This is a genomic window from Streptomyces sp. NPDC002742 (assembly GCF_042888885.1).
Taxonomy (GTDB): Bacteria; Actinomycetota; Actinomycetes; order Streptomycetales; family Streptomycetaceae; genus Streptomyces.
In genome coordinates this window covers 22,177-37,931 of the sequence record NZ_JBIAQF010000043.1, presented here as the reverse complement: position 1 = coordinate 37,931, position 15,755 = coordinate 22,177, and the positions used below count along the sequence as shown (strand labels likewise).

The window sequence follows — 15,755 nt, the reverse complement described above, 5'->3', positions numbered from 1 at the left end:
ACGACCAAGAAGTGCGTTGCCAAGGTGCCGAATTCCGGCACCTCACGCCGACTTTTTGGTCAACCGCCCATCCGCGCCTACTGTTTTTGAACCGCCCGGCGCACACCGCCGTCGCCTACTCCCCGCCACGCCTCCGGAGGTTTCCTCTTGTCCCGGCACATCTAGCCCACGGTCCGGCCACGCGGAGCGAGCGGCAACTCGCCCACGCCGGCCCGTTCCGATCGCCCACCCCGGCCGCCGCACCCTTCCACCCCGCCTCGCGCACCCGGCACGCCGGACACCGCATCCCGAAGGACACGTCCATGACGTCTCGCTACCCACCGCTGCCCGAATTCGCCGACCCGCGAGCGATCCGCTCCGGTTGAAGGCGCTCGCCGCCGGCATCGGCGTCGTCTTCCTTTCCCCGATCCTGATCGCCGGCACCGGCATGATGCTGGCCTCCTCCGCCGAAGCCGTGAAGACCAGCAGCTCCTTCAACACCTGCCTGACCGACATCGACACGGACAAAGTCGCCGAGCAGGTCACCAAGATTCTCGACGGCGCCTCTGGCAAGAACGTCCACATCGAGGGCCTGGACCTGCCCGCCGAGCAGGTCCCCAACGCCCAGACGATCATGGCCACGGGCATCAGCCTCGACGTCCCCAAGAAGGGCCAGATCACCGCGCTCGCTACGGCGATGCAGGAGAGCCGGCTACGCAACCTCAGCTCCGGAGACCGCGACTCCCTCGGCTTGTTCCAGCAACGTCCCTCGCAGGGATGGGGCAGCGCCCAGCAGATCCTTGATCCGGTCTACGCCTCCGAGCAGTTCTACAAGCACCTGCTCAAGGTGAACGGCTGGCAGCAGATGACCGTCACCCAGGCCGCGCAGGCCGTCCAGAAGTCCGGGCTGCCGGACGCGTACGCGCAGTGGGAGAACCTGGCCACCGCGCTACAGGAAGCCATCGCCAAGACCTTCCCCGGCAACGGCAACAACCCGGACGGCAAAGATCCGGACCAGGACAGGCCGTCCGTGACCGGCACCTGCACTCAGGACGGCTCCGGCTTCGGCCGCATCCCCGAAGGGAGCGTCCCGAAGGGATATACGATCCCCAAGGACGCCGACCCGAAGGCACGCAAGGCCATCGAATGGGCGATGCACCAGCTCGGCACGCTCTACCAGTGGGGCGGATCCTGCACCAACGCGCACGGCCCCGACCCCATGGGCCGCTGCGACTGCTCCAGCCTGATGCAGCAGGCATACGCGCACGCTGGCGTCACCCTCACCCGCACCACGTACACGCAGGTCAACGAAGGCAAGGCGGCCTCACCCGGCCAACTCCAGCCCGGTGACCTGATCTTCAGCCGCGGCAGCGCCGCCCGTCCCGAGCACGTCGGCATGTACATGGGCGAGGGCCTCGTCATCGAGGCGCCACGCACCACCAAGCCGGTCCGGATCACCCCGATCAAGGACTGGGCCATCCTCGCCGCCCGCCGCGTCCTCTGACGCCCCCCCGCCCAGCACCGCTCCGGGCGGGCCGCCGCGGCCACCTTCCGCGCCCCGAGCACACCTCCCCTCCGCTTTCCCCTTCCCGTCGGCCTTCGCCTGGCCCGCGTATGCAAGGAGCCCCGCCACACCCATGCCCCTCCCCCTCGCAGACCGCGTCATCCAGCTCGCCTACGACCCAGGAATCTCGCCCAAGGGCGGCGGCCTGCCCGGCCTCGCCGTGCTGAAGAACGTCGTCAACTCGATCAACATGTTCGGGATCATCGCCGTCGTCGGCGCCCTCGCCGTCTCGCTCGCCGTATGGGCCTGGGGCCACCACACCGGTGGCCACCAGGCCGAGGCCAATGGCAAGAAGGGCGCCGTCGTCGCCGCGGGCGCCGCCCTCGGCCTCGGTGCCGCCAACGGCATCGTGAGCTTCTTCTCGGCCCTCGGGTCGCAGGTCCACTGATGCGGACAGGATTCCCCTCCTTCTCGCTGTCCTCGTACGGCATGGGCTGGTCGGCCAACCGGCGCATCGCGATCGTCGCTCTGGTCGTCGCCGCCCTGCTCGCCAGCGCCAGCGTCGTCGCCTTGCTGTCCGGCGGCGGAAGTAGCCAGCAGGCCCCGGACAGCGCCGCGTCAGCTCCGGCGCACAGCCCGTCCTCCTCCGAGGCTGCGCCGGAGTCCGCCACCGGATCGGGGTCGGTTCCCAAGCCGCCGCAGATCGCCGAGCCGGTCGCCTACGCCAAGGCGGCGGCCCAGATGCTGTGGTCCTACGACACCCGCGACACCAGCCGCGACCAGCAGCTCGCCGGCATGCGGGCCTGGATGACCAGCGAGACCAGGTACGCCGACTGGGCCTCCGTCTCCGGCCAGGTTCCCGATCCGGTGCTGTGGTCGCGGATGGCCGACCAGGACCAGCACGCCAGTGCCGACGTCGCCGAGGGCCACTACCCCTCGGCTTTCAAGGCGGCCTTGGCCGACGACCCGTCCGCGATCACCGAGGCGTACATCTACGTCGTCACCGTCAACGGCAAGCAGCAGATCGTCTGGAAGAAGGGCGGTGTCGGAGCCGAGGAACGCGCGGTGACCCTCGCCGTGCAGTGCCGTCCCGACCACGACTGCACTCTGGCCGCCATCGCTCCGAGCGTCACGCAGTGACCCGCGCCTGGCCCAAGATTGGAGAAGTAACTCCCCCGTGGGTTTCTGTGATTACCCCCTGGCCGACAAACTGTGTGCGGTCGGTGACGCGGTGGATTTCGCCTCGGACCCCGGCAAGGCCATCGGTGACTGGATGGCGAAGTCCGCAGGTGAACTGGCAGCCGCCGCAGCCGACTTGGCTGCCGAGGCGGTCGACACCACCACGAAGGTCGACCTGAACGCCGCATGGTTCGTCGACAACTACGAGATGCTGTTGCCGTTGGGCCTGACCATGCTGGTCGCGACGTTCTGCGCGCAGCTGGTCCGGGCTGCCGTCAGACGCGACGGACAAGCCCTGGCACAGGCGTTCACCGGCACCATGAGCGGCGTCCTGTTCGCCTTCTGCGCCATCGCCTTCACCACGGTCGCCGTCGAGGTGGTCGACGCCGTCTCCGACGGCCTGTTCAAGACGGCGCACCTGAACATCGAGTCGGCCGTACGCCGCATCGTGAAAGTCAATCAGATCGGGTCACTTTCCGGACTGGGCTGGCTCGTCCCGGTCGTCGCCGGCCTCGGCGCCGCCATCGGCGCCTTCCTCTACTGGTGCGTCATGATGGTCCGCAAGGTCGGCATCCTCGTCATGGTCACGCTGGCCGTGTTCGCGTCCGCCGGCGGCGGCTGGGAGGTCGCCAGACGCTGGCGCAAGGGGTGGATCGAGGCCACCGCCACCCTCGTCGTCTCCAAGCTCCTGATGACCGTGATCTTCGTACTCGGCATCGCCGCCATGGGCAAGACCGAGGCCAAGGACGGCATCGCCGCTCTGGCCGACGTCATGTCCGGCATCGTGATCATGGTCCTGGTGCTGCTCTGCCCGTACGCCGTCTTCAAGTTCGTGCACTGGGCAGCCGACGGCACTGACGGCGAGTCCATCCACCGGGCCGGCGGCGCCGGAGCGCAGATCGCCAAGGCCCATGCTGAGAAGGCAGCGCGTAAGGCCGCCGCGGCTGCGGCCACCGCCGGAACCGGTGGCGCGGCAGCGGGAGCGGGCGCCGCCCCGCAGGGTCCCGACGCCGGTGGCGGGGGCGGATTTCCCGGCGACATCGCCGCCCACCCGACCGGCGGAGGCGACGGCGGTGCAAGGGAAGGTGTGCAAGGCGGTGGCACGGGTGCCTCGCCCGGCGGAGATGCCATCAAGTCCGGTCTGGAGACCGCCGTTCAGCCCGCGCCGACGAGCGTGTCCAACGACACCAGCGGCCAGGTGGGCGGCAGCCCGCGACCGGGTAGCTCCAGTGCGAATGCCGGGTCCGGCCATGGCGGCGGATGGCAGTCCACGGCGCCGACCACAACCCCGCCGCCCCAGGGCGCACCGCCGTCCGGATCGCAGAACGCCGCGAACAGCGGAACGGCTGGCCCGCCGCCGACCGGTCTCTGATCCTCTGCCCGCTTCCCGGGGACGGGACGTGCTCCGCACTCTCCCGTCCCCGGGTTCCACCCGCGCCTCCAGGACCCGCCCCTTGACTGATCTCTCCGTCGCCCCGGTCACGGTGAAGTTCCCACACCGGTCCCGCCGCGGCATCCTCCTCGGTCTCTCCCTGCCCCAACTCATCCTTGTGTCCAGCATGTTGACGCTGCTGCTGTTGACGGTGATCTCCACCGGGCTGCTCGGCGCCGTCGCCCTGACACCGCTGTGGGCGGCATCCGGTGCGCTCGTCGCGATCCGGCGACACGGCCGTTCTCTCATCGACTGGGCGCCGATCGTCGCCCGCTACGCACACCGCCGCCGTACCGGCCAGACCCTCTGGCTCGCCCGGCCCCTCACCCGGCCCCGGCAGGACGGCGTCCTGCACCTGCCCGGCACCGCCGTCTCCCTCAAGGTGGTCACCCCCGGCGACTCCGCCAACCAGGCCGCGGCCGTGCACGACCCGCACCAGCAGACCCTGACCGCCGTCGCACGCGTCACCTCCCGCGCCTTCGCCCTCCTCGACCCAGCCACACAGAACCACAACGTCACCAGCTGGGGACGGGCCCTGGCGGGCATCGCCCGCACCGGGAACATCGCCACCGTGCAGGTGCTGGAACGTACCGTCCCCGACAGCGGCGACACTCTCACCCGCCACTGGACCCAGAACGGGCAGCCCCAGACCCCGGTCGCCGGGCAGATCTACTCCGAACTGGTCGCCTCCGCAGGGCCTGCCGCAGCCCCGCACGAGAGCTACCTCGCCATTTCCCTCGACCTCAAGGCCGCCCGGCGCCTGATCTCGCAGGCCGGCGGAGGGCTGCCCGGGGCGTTCACCGTCATGGAGCAGACCACCGCGTCCGTCGCCCAGGCCGCCCGCAACGCCGGACTCATGGTCACGGGCTGGCTGACCGCGCGGGAGATCGCCGCCGTCATCCGCACCGCCTACGACCCCAAGGCACTCGCCGTGCTCCAGCAATGGTCCGAGACCGGTCGCGCCGAGGCCGACCCCGCCGCCGCCGGGCCCGTCGTCCAGTTCGAGGAGTACGACCGCCTCGCCACGGACAGCGCACGGCACGCGACGTACTGGGTGGAGAACTGGCCGCGCACCGAAATGGGAGCCGGGTTCCTGCACGGGATCATGTTCACGGCCGGCGTGCGCCGCAGCCTCTCCCTCATCTACGTGCCGCAGGGACTCGAGTCCGCGCTGCGGGACGTACAGCGGAAGAAGGCCGCGATCATCGCCGACGCCAACGAACGCGCCCGCCGCGGGCAGGTCGACTCCGAAGAGGATTCCGTCGAGTACGCCGACGTCAAGACACGCGAGCGCCAGCTCATCGCCGGGCACGCCGACGTGGCCCTGACCGGCCTGGTCACCGTCACGGCCGAGACCGACGCCCTCCTGGACGCCGCCTGCGCGCAGATCGAGACCCATGCCGTCACCTCGGGCGTCGACCTGCGACGGCTCAACTACCAGCAGCCCGACGCCTTCGCCCTCGCCGCGCTCCCGCTCGCCCGCACCTCACTGTGACCCGGGCCCGCGCTGTTCCCGTCGGCCGGCACCCTGGCCCACCGTTCTTCGATCATCCGCGACGAAACACCCGTCGCCGCCCCTGCCTCCCGGCAGGAAGGACCAGCCACCTTTGACCTCTCGCACGCGTCCGGGCGACGCTCACCCCTACCTCCGCGCCGCGAGCGCCGGAGTCCGCCACCACACGCGGGCACTGGCACCGTCGGAAGCGAACCCGCCCCGATCGGCGGACCGCCTGCACCTTGACGTTCTGCACGCCCACCTCACCTCCCTGCTCCAGCTCATGGACCGGCTCGCCGAAAACACCCGGCCTGCGCATCCCGCCGCCGGCCGCCACCTCGCCACCGCGCACACCCGCCTCTGGCAGGCCACCAGCGAGGTCCATTCCGCCTTCCACCTGCTGCCCAGCGACATCGCAGTAGAAGCCGAGTCGAGCGCATGCCATCCAGAGCAGCTGCCCGAGGGGCCGCCCGTGCTGACGATCTGCCAGCGTCACCTCGCCGCCGGGCACATCATCCGGCGTAAGACCACCCCCACCGACCTCCGCGCCCACACCACGGCCTGCGTGCGATGAACACCACCCGCAGAAACGAGGGCCCCGGATGAGCCACCGGCCCACCCGCCGCGCCTCCGCCAGCCCGCTCTTCACTCCCCACGGCACCGATCGCGCCAGCCGCAGGGCCGCCCGTCGCCAGCTCGCCGAGGCCACCGCCACGGCCCGCGCAAAAGCCAGCGCCCACCAGGCCGAAAGCACATCCACCGAGCACAAGATGCCCGCCGCGCTCTACCCTCCGAGCGGACGTACCGGTCCCGCGTCCGCGCGTAACAACCGGCTGAAGCTGCCCGCCCACCGCATGACCACGGCCGTGGCTGCTGGCGCGTATCCGTTCCTCGCCGAAGGCGGACTCGGCGCCGAGGGCATCTACATCGGGCGCGACGTCCACGCCGAGGCGTCGTTCGTCTTCGATCCGTTCGCGCTGTACGGCAAGGTCGAGGGATTCACCAACCCGAACCTCTTGCTCGCCGGAGTGATCGGCCAGGGCAAGAGCGCGCTCGCCAAGAGCTTCGCCCTGCGTTCGGTGGCCTTCGGATACCGCGTCTACGTCCCGTGCGACCCGAAAGGCGAGTGGACACCGGTCGCGGAAGCCCTCGGCGGCCGGTCCGTCGCCCTCGGCCCAGGACTTCCCGGCAGGCTGAACCCGCTGGACGCGGCCCCGCGCCCGGAGAGCGTCTCCGAGGCAGACTGGGTCGGCGAGATCCGCAAACGGCGCCTGCTCCTGCTCGGCTCGCTGGCCCGGACCGTGTTGGGCCGGGACCTGATGCCCATGGAGCACACCGCTCTGGACATCGCCCTGGACAGCGTCGTCACCCGCGCCGTCAACACCGGCCGCACCCCGCTCCTCGGCGACATCGCCGCCACCCTCAACAACCCAGGCGCGCTCGACGAGGCCGCCGGGATGATGTCGGGCCAACTCGGCGATGCCGCCCGCGACCTCGCCCACGCCATGCGTCGCCTCGTCCACGGTGACCTGGCCGGCATGTTCGACGCCCCCTCCACCGTCGCCTTCGATCCCCGCGCGCCGATGCTCACCATCGACCTGTCCCAGCTCGGCGGCTCCGGCGACGACACCGCCCTCGTCCTGGCGATGACTTGCGCCAGTGCCTGGATGGAATCCGCCCTCTGTGACCCGAACGGCGGCCGGCGCTGGATCGTGTACGACGAAGCGTGGCGGTTGATGAGACACGTCGGTCTGCTGCAGCGGATGCAGGCCCAGTGGAAGCTGAGCCGCGGGCTCGGCATCGCGAACCTCATGGTGATCCACCGGCTCAGTGACCTGCTCACCGCCGGCGATGCCGGATCGCAGGGGCGCGCCCTGGCCGAGGGGCTTCTCGCGGACTGCTCCACCCGCATCGTTTACCGCCAGGAGACCGACCAACTCCACGCCGCAGCCTCGCTGCTCGGCCTGACCTCCGTCGAGATGGACGCCATCGCCCACCTCAACCGAGGGCGTGGCCTGTGGAAGGTCGCTGGACGATCTTTCATCGTGCAGCACCTCCTGCACGCGCACGAGCTGGCGCTCTTCGACACCGACGCTCGCATGCACTGAACCGTAAGGGGCTCATGACGCTCGATATCCAGCGCGAACTGATACCTCGCAACGACACTCTCCGCCTTATCGGCACGCTCAACGCGATGAAGGCCAAGTTCGCCGACAGCGCCCAGCAGTGGCAGCTGTTGGACGAGAGCGGAGACGTGCCGGCCAAGCCCTCCTCCACCGAGCTGTTCCAGCACGCCGCCGGCGCACAGGACCTCTCCCGCGACGTTGTCCAGCTCACTGGCGACTTCGCCGCGAGCCCGCACAGCACGAACCGAGCAGGCCGAGCCACCCTGGCCCGCCTCGCAACGGCGAGCACCATGTCGGCCCACGCGGCATCGCACTTCGCGGAGACTGCTGAGGCCGCCCTCGTCCTGCCGCGCTCCTCCAGCCCAACCGACCAGCACTACCTCAAGAACCGCATGGTCATCGACCACGCCACGGCCCGTGGCTACCTGCGGCGCACATCGGAATCCCTCCGTGACGCGGCCAAGGAACTCGACGACCACCTCGACTTCCACCGCTTCTTCCCCGCGCCCTCCCACAGCGAGAGCCCCGTGCCGCCGCCCAGACCGAGTGGTCGCCACCGCTAACCCGCCTGGGCCGCCCCCACCCCTTCAAGGAGTCCCCTGAACCGCCCCGCCCACTTCAGCGACGCCGACTGGGCCGCGTACCAACAGTGCCAAGCCGAGCACGACGACCTCATGGCACAGACCGCCGACCGCGAAGCCCAGATGGAACACGACCTGATCGCCACCTGCGACCAGTCCGAACTCGATTTCAGTCCGGTTCCGAAGCAGGAAGCCAACCCCGCTCACCAAACATCAGCGCCGCACCCCACGTCGGCCTCCCGCAGGAGGAGCCGTGGCCGCTGACGAAACAAGTACCCCAGACGCCCGCCGCGTGGCTCCGCTCGCACCGCTCCCCGATCATCGCAACGTGGACACCCCGTGGTGGCAGGAGCTGTGGCGCCGCCACGCGCACATCACCACACCACTGCGAGAGCGCGGGCTGGAGTGCGACATCGAGTTCGGCCTCAGCTCCTACATCGTGCGCGTGGCGCTCCCCGACGACAGCTACCTGATCATCAGCCCGCCACAGGAGCCCCCCTCCGAGCGCCCGCCCGGAAATCCGGAGGGCTGGATCGCGACCCGTGAGCACCCCGACGACCAGGCACTGTTCGAGGTGATCTACGACTCGGCACCCTCTGCCGACCCGAGTGTCCCTGAGCGCTCCGAGGCGCGTCACGGCGGCAGCGCCGCGCCCCTGATCGAAGCGATCGACCAGCGACTCACCCAGCTCGGGCTGCTGCCACGTCCCGTCTCACCCACCGCAAGCGTGCTCGTGCCCACCGCGACGCCAACGCCTCACGCACCCGAGACCCCGAACACCTGCGACACCGCGGACGGCACCACCGTCTACGTCTACGGCGACGCCCTTTGTGCGCTGACCGACCAGCTCAACGCAACCGAGTCGCACGCTGACGCCGCCGCCCTCCTGCACCAGATCCTGGACCCGATCAACGGCCTGCTGGAACAACTCAGCGACTTCTTCGAGGCGGCCGGGAAGAAGGCCAAGGAAGCCGAGCAGGACGACGGCTTCGATCTGTCGCACGACCTCGCCGACGCCGCCGCCGAGATCCGCACCCTCGGGGAGGTCCTGCACGTGGCCGAGGACCGGATGCGGGCACTAACCCGGCTCGTGCCCGCCCCGCAGCTCACGTCCGCCCCAGACCGTCCGCCGTCCCTTCCCCCGCGAGTCCTCCCGGTGGCACAGCCGCGGCACGCGCGCTGACTCCGGACCACCGCCTACCTCCAGGAACACACGACCTCACCCCGCACCGACCTGTCCGCCTTCGCTGCCGGTCTGGCCGCCCGTCTGCCCGGCACTTGGACCAGCAAGTACCAGCGTCACGCGCAGCATGCGGACCAATTCCCCCGCACCGAGCGGCTCTGGGACACCGGCTACGTCGACTACATCGTCAGCCAATACGTCCTCACCCACGACGCCGTACTCCACGGGCCCGGCGACCAGCGGCTGTACGTGGCCGACCGGCCCCGCTACCCGCACCAGTTCGTCGTCGCTCCGCTCGCCCCAGACGGCCTGCGCATCAAGCCCCACCACTTCGCCGCGGTCGAGGAACCCAACGGCATCGCCGTTCCCAAGGACCCCGCGCGGGCGGCGGCACGAGTCACCCGGTGGGTGCTGCCCCGCTATGAACAGGCCCTGCAAAAGGTGCTCGCCAACGCGGCGGACCAGCCCGACCCCCCGCACAGGCCCGGCCCGCCGCAGGTCGACCAGGTCCTCACCCTGACCCTGTACGGCGACGGAGCCCTCGGCGCGCCGTACAAGAGCGTGTCTGCCGATGCCCGCATGACGCTGTACGCCCATGGCTTCCAGTACGACCCGCACCAAGCAGCGTTCCTCCTGCCCACCTCATACGGGGACAGCGGTCGCGCCCTTCGCGTCCACGGCGTGATCCAACAGCTCACGGCCAAGGGCATCGGCGTGAACCTGCGCCGCTCGGCGCCCACCACCAGCGCCGCCCTTCCGCCGGCGTCACCGAAGACCACCCCAACGACCAGCCATGCACGCTGATCCGCTCCCTTCCGTAGATCCTTGGAGCCTTCATCCGCATCGATCGCCGTACCCTGCCGCTGTTCGTCGGCGCCGCCGTCCTCGCCGTGGCCCTCACCGGCTGCGCTGACGACAGCGGTACAGCCCACGCCCAGCAGACGCCCAGTGCCAGCACCGCCCCGAAGCCCGCCCCGGGCCTCAGCGCCGCCCAGGCCCGCGACGTCATCACCCACTACTCGAAGATCAACAACGAGGCCAACGCCGACCGTAACCGGCACCTGCTCGACACGGTCGAGGACGGCCCGCTGTACGCGATGTCCCTCTCCGACTACACCGAGACCGAAGGGCTTTCCGCGGCGGACCGCAAGTCGTACAAGCCGTGGTCCTACGACTTGGCGAACGCCAAGCTGTACATCCCGCGCCTGGCCGCCGGGCAGGACCGCTGGTTCGCCGCCGCGCTCTCGGACCAGAAGGGCAAGACCCCCTCGCGTCTGGGGGTGTTCGCCGAACGACCCCAGCACCAGCGATGGGAGCTGGTGTCCGTCGTCGACCTCGACAGCCAGAAACTGCCCGACATCGCCCTCGACCGAGACGGGTACGCGACGGCCGTCGCCTCGAACGGCAACAAACAGCTGGCGGCCGGCGCCGACCTGCTGCGCACAGGTGTGATCGACAACTTCGCCACCGGAGGCACGAACACCGGAACGAAGCTCTTCGCGCCGACCAAGGCGAGCAAGCGGCAGATTGAGGTCCACGACAAGACCGGCACCCGCTACGCCAACCAGGCAACCACCGACTTCGCCAGCGCCTACAACCGCTACAAAGACGCCTACGCCCTCAAGACCACCGCCGGCGGCGCGCTGATCCTCTTCTCCCACACGCACACCCAGACCGACGCCGTCGCGCACTCCGGACTCCAGATCAACCCCGGCAAGGACGACCGGGCCTGGCTCCACGACGTGCCCCGCATCTCCATCACTTACACGTTCGTGTGCAACGACGCCGTCACCGTCCCCGCGAAGGCCGGGCCGTCTCACCTGATCGGCTACACCTGCGCCCGCACCGACGCCTCCGGCCCCCCGGTCACCTCCTGGTCAAACCCTGCGTAGACGCGTCCCTCCCACGCGCCACACACCGCCGTGATGGCGGCCGAACGGCCCCAGCCCCTTACTCGATCCGGAGAACTCCCTGTCCACACGCTCCTTCATTGCCCGCCCCACCGACGGCACGGGATACAGCGGCATCCACGTCCAGCTCGACGGCGTACCCAGCCACCATCTGCCTCTCCTCCTGGCCGCCTACCAGCACAGGTTCGGACGCGATGTGGAGGCCATCAGCCGGCACCTCATCGACGATGTCTCCGTCGGCTGGGACGAGCGGGGCACCGATCTCCTCGACGATGCCCCGCCCACGCTCGTGGCCGCACTGACCGGCGGCGAGCACTGGCCCAGCCGTACGCTCGACCGCCTGATCACCCCGGACGGCTTCCCGCCGGTACGCATGACGGTCACCGACGAGACCGCCAACGAGCAGGACATGCAGTGGGGCTACATCCTTCGCGAAGAGGGAATCGAGGTGATCAGCCTCCTCCACGAGGACGTCGGACCAGTCGTGGACTGGGCCACCGACCCCCGCACCGCCTTCAGCGACCACCCTGCAGCCTGGTCCTCCCTCCACCCCGCGCCGGTCATCTGGGCACTGCGCAGCACGCCGCCCCAGAGCGTTCCCGCCGCACCCCCGGCCAAGGCCGACACCTCGCGCCCCGCCAGGCGCCGCTAGTCCCCCTCGTCTTCCCGGAGCCTCTCCTGCCCCCGCACACCACGCCCCTGATCACCGTCGTCATCGCCAGCCGCCTGTGCGAAGACCGGCTCGACTATCTGACCGCCATGCACACCAGCCTCACCCGGCAGTCCGTGTCGTGGGAGGCCCTGATCGCACTCGACGGTGCCTCCCCCGACCGCCTGCCGGCCCCGCTCGCGCAGGACCCCCGCGTCCGCATCCTTGCTCTGCCCCGCCCGGTCGGCGCCGCCTGCGCCCGGGATCTGGCCCTCACCCACGTTCGAACCCAGCTGGCGACGGCGACCCGAGAAGATGCCTGGCAGTACGGCCGCAGCCTGCGCTCCACCCTGCGCAATCGCGAGGACCTGGTCCATGGCTGAGGCGCAGATCATCCTGTCGCACAGCCAGGATTCGGGCATCGTCGCCATCGCCGCGGGCGAGCGCTACCCGTGGGCGCACACCGCCCTCACGAAGACCGGTTTCCGCCAGGACGAAGAGGGTGTCTACCACCTGCCAGCGGGCGGCAGCGGGACCACGGTGGTCGATCTGGTCACGTGCGCGAAACGGCACCGCACCAGCGTGCACACGAGCAGCCGGCGCTTCATCGGCGACATGGCCCGCGACCTCGCCAGCCTCCTGCCTGGCCAGTGGAGCGCGTCGGTCGAGATCTACTCCCACCCTGCCTGGCAGGAAGACCTCGTGCCCTGGATCTGGGACAGCGGCGAGCTCGGCCGCGCCCTCCAGAGCGAGCGCATTCCCTACGCCGCCACGCTCACTGACACGGTGCACGGCACCACGCTGCTGCTCGTCGAACGCCCCGGCCATCAACTCGACTATCTGGTCGGTGCCTTCGCCCCGGAAAGTCTCGAAGAGGGCTACGGTGATCCACACGCCCCGCGCAGTATCGTCCTGCCGCCGTTCGCCGGACGCGCAGCCCAGGCAGTCGCCGACCGCTACCTCCCCTCCTACGAACAGGCCGTCCACGCCCGCCGGAGCGTAGCCATCGCAGCCGCGCTCGAAAGCATCCGCTCCGAGCGCGACACCTGGCAGGCCATGGTCGCCTCCGCCCGCTACAGCGACGCCACCCCGCTCAGCGCCGCCGGCCTCGGCGCAGCGACCGATGAGTTCCTCGACCACTCCTGGCGCAGTTTCCTCACCGTCATCGACCACGCCCCGACACTGATCGACCGGTGCCACCCCGCCAGCAGCCCGTGGCCCGACGACGCAACAGCGCTGTCCCGCCTGACCGGCGCCGTGACCGACGCCGAGTCCCTGCAGGACGACGTCGTCCACGGCAGCCCCCTTCCGGCGCAGGAGCGCAATAGCCGGGCATGGCCGGCCATCGAGACCTGGCTCACCGACGGCGAGATCTTCCTGCGCCAAGCCCGCGTGAGCGCACCACACCGCCGCCCGGTCCTCCCCGTCTCCGCGCCGGTCCGCTCCCTTGCCGCGGCTCGTCCCGCGCACTGCGGCCACTGACAGCTCGGCACCGACAGCGTGAGGAGAACCCCGCCCCTTGCAACGCGGCCCTAAGCACCGAGAAGCACCCGTTGTCCCTGACCGCAGCACAGGTCAGCGTGCGCTCGCCGTCGCCGACGCGGCCTTCGCGCTCGTGGCCCCGCCGCGCCAACGCTTCGGTCCAACCGGGCGCCTGAACCAGCACGGCCGACACCATCGGCTATCCCGAGGTTCAACAAACGCCCTGAACAGGGGCGTAACCCCACCACTTTCCAACCCTTTTGAGGAGTTCGCATATGGCCGTCCGTACGCGGTGGACCGTGGAGCACGCCTGCTCCCACCAGGTGGTCCATGACCTGTCCAACCGTCCTGCCGACAAGCGGGCCGGATTCGCCCGCTGGCTCGCGGCCAAGGACTGCACCGACTGCTGGAAGGCGGCGCGCGACGCCAGCACCGAGTCCAAGGAGGAGTGGCTCGCGGCCAAGCGCGCCGCGGAGCAGGAGACGGCCGTCGCGTGGGTGAAGCAGTTCGACATGCCGCAGTTGGAGGGCCCGGAGAAGGCCCTGGACTGGGGTGAGCGATCCCGCCACCAGCTGATGACAGCCGCGCACACCGCTCTGGTCGTCGAGGGGAGCTGGGACGAGGCGGACTGGGCGGAGCTGGAGGAGAAGGCCCGCGCCATCACCCGCGCCGGGTGGTGGATCGACCAGCGGGACGCAGAGGGCACCGACGTGCTCGAACTCCTCGACGCGGCCACCGAGGCGGACCGCGGGACGGAGAACCCGTTCCGCTGACGGCGGCGGAACATAGCCGGTGATCGCCGGTTAGCCAAACCGGCGTTCCTCCGGACCATTGTTCCTCCCGCCCCGCCACCGATTGCGTGGAAGGAACCGCATGTCCCAGCCCCCGCCCACTTCGGCGTTCGCGCCGACGCCCGACCCGCTCACCCCCGACAGGGACATCACGCACCAGCACTTCCAGGCCGGTGACACCGTCGTCGTCCTCAAGGGGGTAGCCGACGGGGAACTGTGGGGAGACGCGATGCGTGTCGTCACCCCGTCCTGGCACACCCCGACTGACGAGGACGGATGGCGGCTGCGTGATGCGACCGGCGGCGCCCAGTCCTACGTCACCGCCCACCCCCGCTACCTCGTGCATCTCTCGCGGCCCTGCCCGGACTGCCTGATCCACCTGCGGACCATGGAGGACGCTCTCCTTCCGCGGTACGTCGGCCGTGACGAACTGATCGACTGCGGCTGGTACACCACCACCGTCCTCAACCAGCTCGTGCACATCGCCGACATCCGGAGCGGCCGGTGATTCCCTGCCTCCATGAGCGGACCCACACCCCGCACGACCGGCTCGCCGAGGCGCTGGGGCGGCCGGTTTCGCCGAACGAGGGCCTGACGGAGTACACGGTCGTCGCCCACTGGCCGGGCCTGGATTCTTCGCCCTGGACGACGAGCAGAGGACCTGGACGTCCGTCCAGTGGGCCGAGCACCTCGAAGACCCTTACCTGGAGCATCCGTTCGCCGATCGCCGTAGGAGAGACGTCTCGTTGCCCCGTACCGACCGCTTCCTCGACATCCGCCGCGACCCGCACTCCGACGAACTCCTCGCGCGCGGCGGGGACTCCGAGGCGCACAGCATCCTCCAGCGCGCGGGTTTCATCGCTGTCGTCCGCGTCCACGAGACCTATCACCGCGCCCCCACCTGCCTCACCGAAGACGACGAGTCCCGTCTCGCTACCGAAGCCGTCGCCCGCCTCCGGGTCGCCGGGTATCACGTCGGCTGCGACGAAGACCTCGACACCGACTCCCGTCCGGCCAGTTACCTGCCGCTGGGCTCCTCCGTCGCCCGCCTCGCCGAGCGCATTCGCGACGCCACCACCACGGAGGAGGCAGCAGACGCGCTGACAGAGCTGACCGCCGCCCACGACGGCGTCCTCGCCGCCCTGGACGAAGTCCTCGTCGCCACCGCCGATTTCCACGACGGACTTGGCGGCCCGTCCGACCAGTACATCGCCCAGCGGCTCCGCCATATCGCTGACGAGCATCTGCGTGTCATCCGCGGCGACCTCTCCTACCTCCGCAACAAGCTCGCCGACCGGCACGCCCCGCACCCCGGCCGCAGCACCTGCACCGGGGAGGTCCCCGCCACCGAACGCGAGCGTTCCGCCGTGTGCGCCTGCCCGCCTGCGCCGCGCACGCTCCCGGCCCCACCGCCCCCGGTGGCCGCCGGACTGCGCCACTGACC

The 15,755-nt window shown here is 70.2% G+C and carries 17 protein-coding genes and 1 pseudogene; all 18 read left to right on the top strand.

All coding sequences use genetic code 11. The annotated features are described in order from the left end of the window. Positions 1-361 precede the first annotated feature (361 nt). Positions 362-1,483 carry a C40 family peptidase gene (locus ACFYW8_RS41850; RefSeq protein ID WP_389092009.1) on the top strand — a complete coding sequence of 374 codons (1,122 nt, stop codon included), beginning with the start codon at positions 362-364 and terminating at the stop codon, positions 1,481-1,483. Between the two features lie 133 nt (positions 1,484-1,616). Next, on the top strand, positions 1,617-1,931 hold the full coding sequence (locus tag ACFYW8_RS41845; RefSeq protein ID WP_389092006.1) for a DUF6112 family protein: 315 nt from the start codon (positions 1,617-1,619) through the stop codon (positions 1,929-1,931). Beyond that, positions 1,931-2,623, top strand: coding sequence for a hypothetical protein (locus tag ACFYW8_RS41840; protein ID WP_389092001.1), 693 nt, complete (start codon positions 1,931-1,933; stop codon positions 2,621-2,623). Before ACFYW8_RS41845 ends, ACFYW8_RS41840 begins: the two co-directional genes overlap by 1 nt. A 37-nt stretch (positions 2,624-2,660) precedes the next feature. Further along, entirely contained in the window at positions 2,661-4,034 is a 1,374-nt protein-coding gene (locus ACFYW8_RS41835; protein WP_389091997.1) for an ATP-binding protein, read from the top strand. 82 nt (positions 4,035-4,116) lie between these two features. Continuing rightward, a complete protein-coding gene (locus ACFYW8_RS41830) occupies positions 4,117-5,589 on the top strand; it encodes an SCO6880 family protein (RefSeq protein WP_389091992.1) in 1,473 nt (490 codons plus the stop codon). Positions 5,590-5,701: 112 nt separating this feature from the next. Continuing rightward, positions 5,702-6,163: a DUF6238 family protein gene (locus ACFYW8_RS41825; RefSeq protein WP_389091987.1), complete on the top strand. Its 462-nt coding sequence runs from the start codon at positions 5,702-5,704 to the stop codon at positions 6,161-6,163. 28 nt (positions 6,164-6,191) lie between these two features. After that, on the top strand, positions 6,192-7,697 hold the full coding sequence (locus tag ACFYW8_RS41820) for a VirB4 family type IV secretion system protein (RefSeq protein WP_389091982.1): 1,506 nt from the start codon (positions 6,192-6,194) through the stop codon (positions 7,695-7,697). A gap of 14 nt (positions 7,698-7,711) precedes the next feature. Then, on the top strand, positions 7,712-8,278 hold the full coding sequence (locus tag ACFYW8_RS41815) for a hypothetical protein (RefSeq protein ID WP_389091976.1): 567 nt from the start codon (positions 7,712-7,714) through the stop codon (positions 8,276-8,278). 111 nt (positions 8,279-8,389) lie between these two features. Continuing rightward, positions 8,390-8,560, top strand: coding sequence for a hypothetical protein (locus tag ACFYW8_RS41810; RefSeq protein WP_389091972.1), 171 nt, complete (start codon positions 8,390-8,392; stop codon positions 8,558-8,560). Further along, complete coding sequence (locus ACFYW8_RS41805; RefSeq protein WP_389091967.1) at positions 8,550-9,479, top strand: hypothetical protein; 930 nt, start codon at positions 8,550-8,552, stop codon at positions 9,477-9,479. Before ACFYW8_RS41810 ends, ACFYW8_RS41805 begins: the two co-directional genes overlap by 11 nt. Before the next feature lie 249 nt (positions 9,480-9,728). Continuing rightward, on the top strand, positions 9,729-10,283 hold the full coding sequence (locus ACFYW8_RS41800) for a hypothetical protein (RefSeq protein ID WP_389091963.1): 555 nt from the start codon (positions 9,729-9,731) through the stop codon (positions 10,281-10,283). 86 nt (positions 10,284-10,369) lie between these two features. Continuing rightward, entirely contained in the window at positions 10,370-11,371 is a 1,002-nt protein-coding gene (locus tag ACFYW8_RS41795; protein ID WP_389091959.1) for a hypothetical protein, read from the top strand. A gap of 214 nt (positions 11,372-11,585) precedes the next feature. After that, the gene (locus ACFYW8_RS41790) at positions 11,586-12,041 is read left to right on the top strand and encodes a hypothetical protein (protein WP_389091954.1); all 456 of its coding nucleotides are present in this window, start codon (positions 11,586-11,588) and stop codon (positions 12,039-12,041) included. Positions 12,042-12,148: 107 nt separating this feature from the next. Then, a pseudogene (locus ACFYW8_RS41785) lies at positions 12,149-12,355 on the top strand (glycosyltransferase); the annotation flags it as partial. A gap of 58 nt (positions 12,356-12,413) precedes the next feature. Next, a complete protein-coding gene (locus ACFYW8_RS41780) occupies positions 12,414-13,520 on the top strand; it encodes a hypothetical protein (protein ID WP_389091950.1) in 1,107 nt (368 codons plus the stop codon). A 275-nt stretch (positions 13,521-13,795) separates the two neighbouring features. After that, positions 13,796-14,293 (top strand): hypothetical protein, encoded by a 498-nt coding sequence (locus ACFYW8_RS41775; RefSeq protein WP_389091945.1) that lies wholly within the window; start codon positions 13,796-13,798, stop codon positions 14,291-14,293. Between the two features lie 100 nt (positions 14,294-14,393). Further along, positions 14,394-14,819 (top strand): hypothetical protein, encoded by a 426-nt coding sequence (locus tag ACFYW8_RS41770; protein ID WP_389091941.1) that lies wholly within the window; start codon positions 14,394-14,396, stop codon positions 14,817-14,819. Between the two features lie 238 nt (positions 14,820-15,057). Then, positions 15,058-15,753, top strand: a complete 696-nt coding sequence (locus ACFYW8_RS41765; RefSeq protein WP_389091938.1) for a hypothetical protein — start codon at positions 15,058-15,060, stop codon at positions 15,751-15,753. The last annotated feature ends 2 nt before the right edge of the window (positions 15,754-15,755 follow it).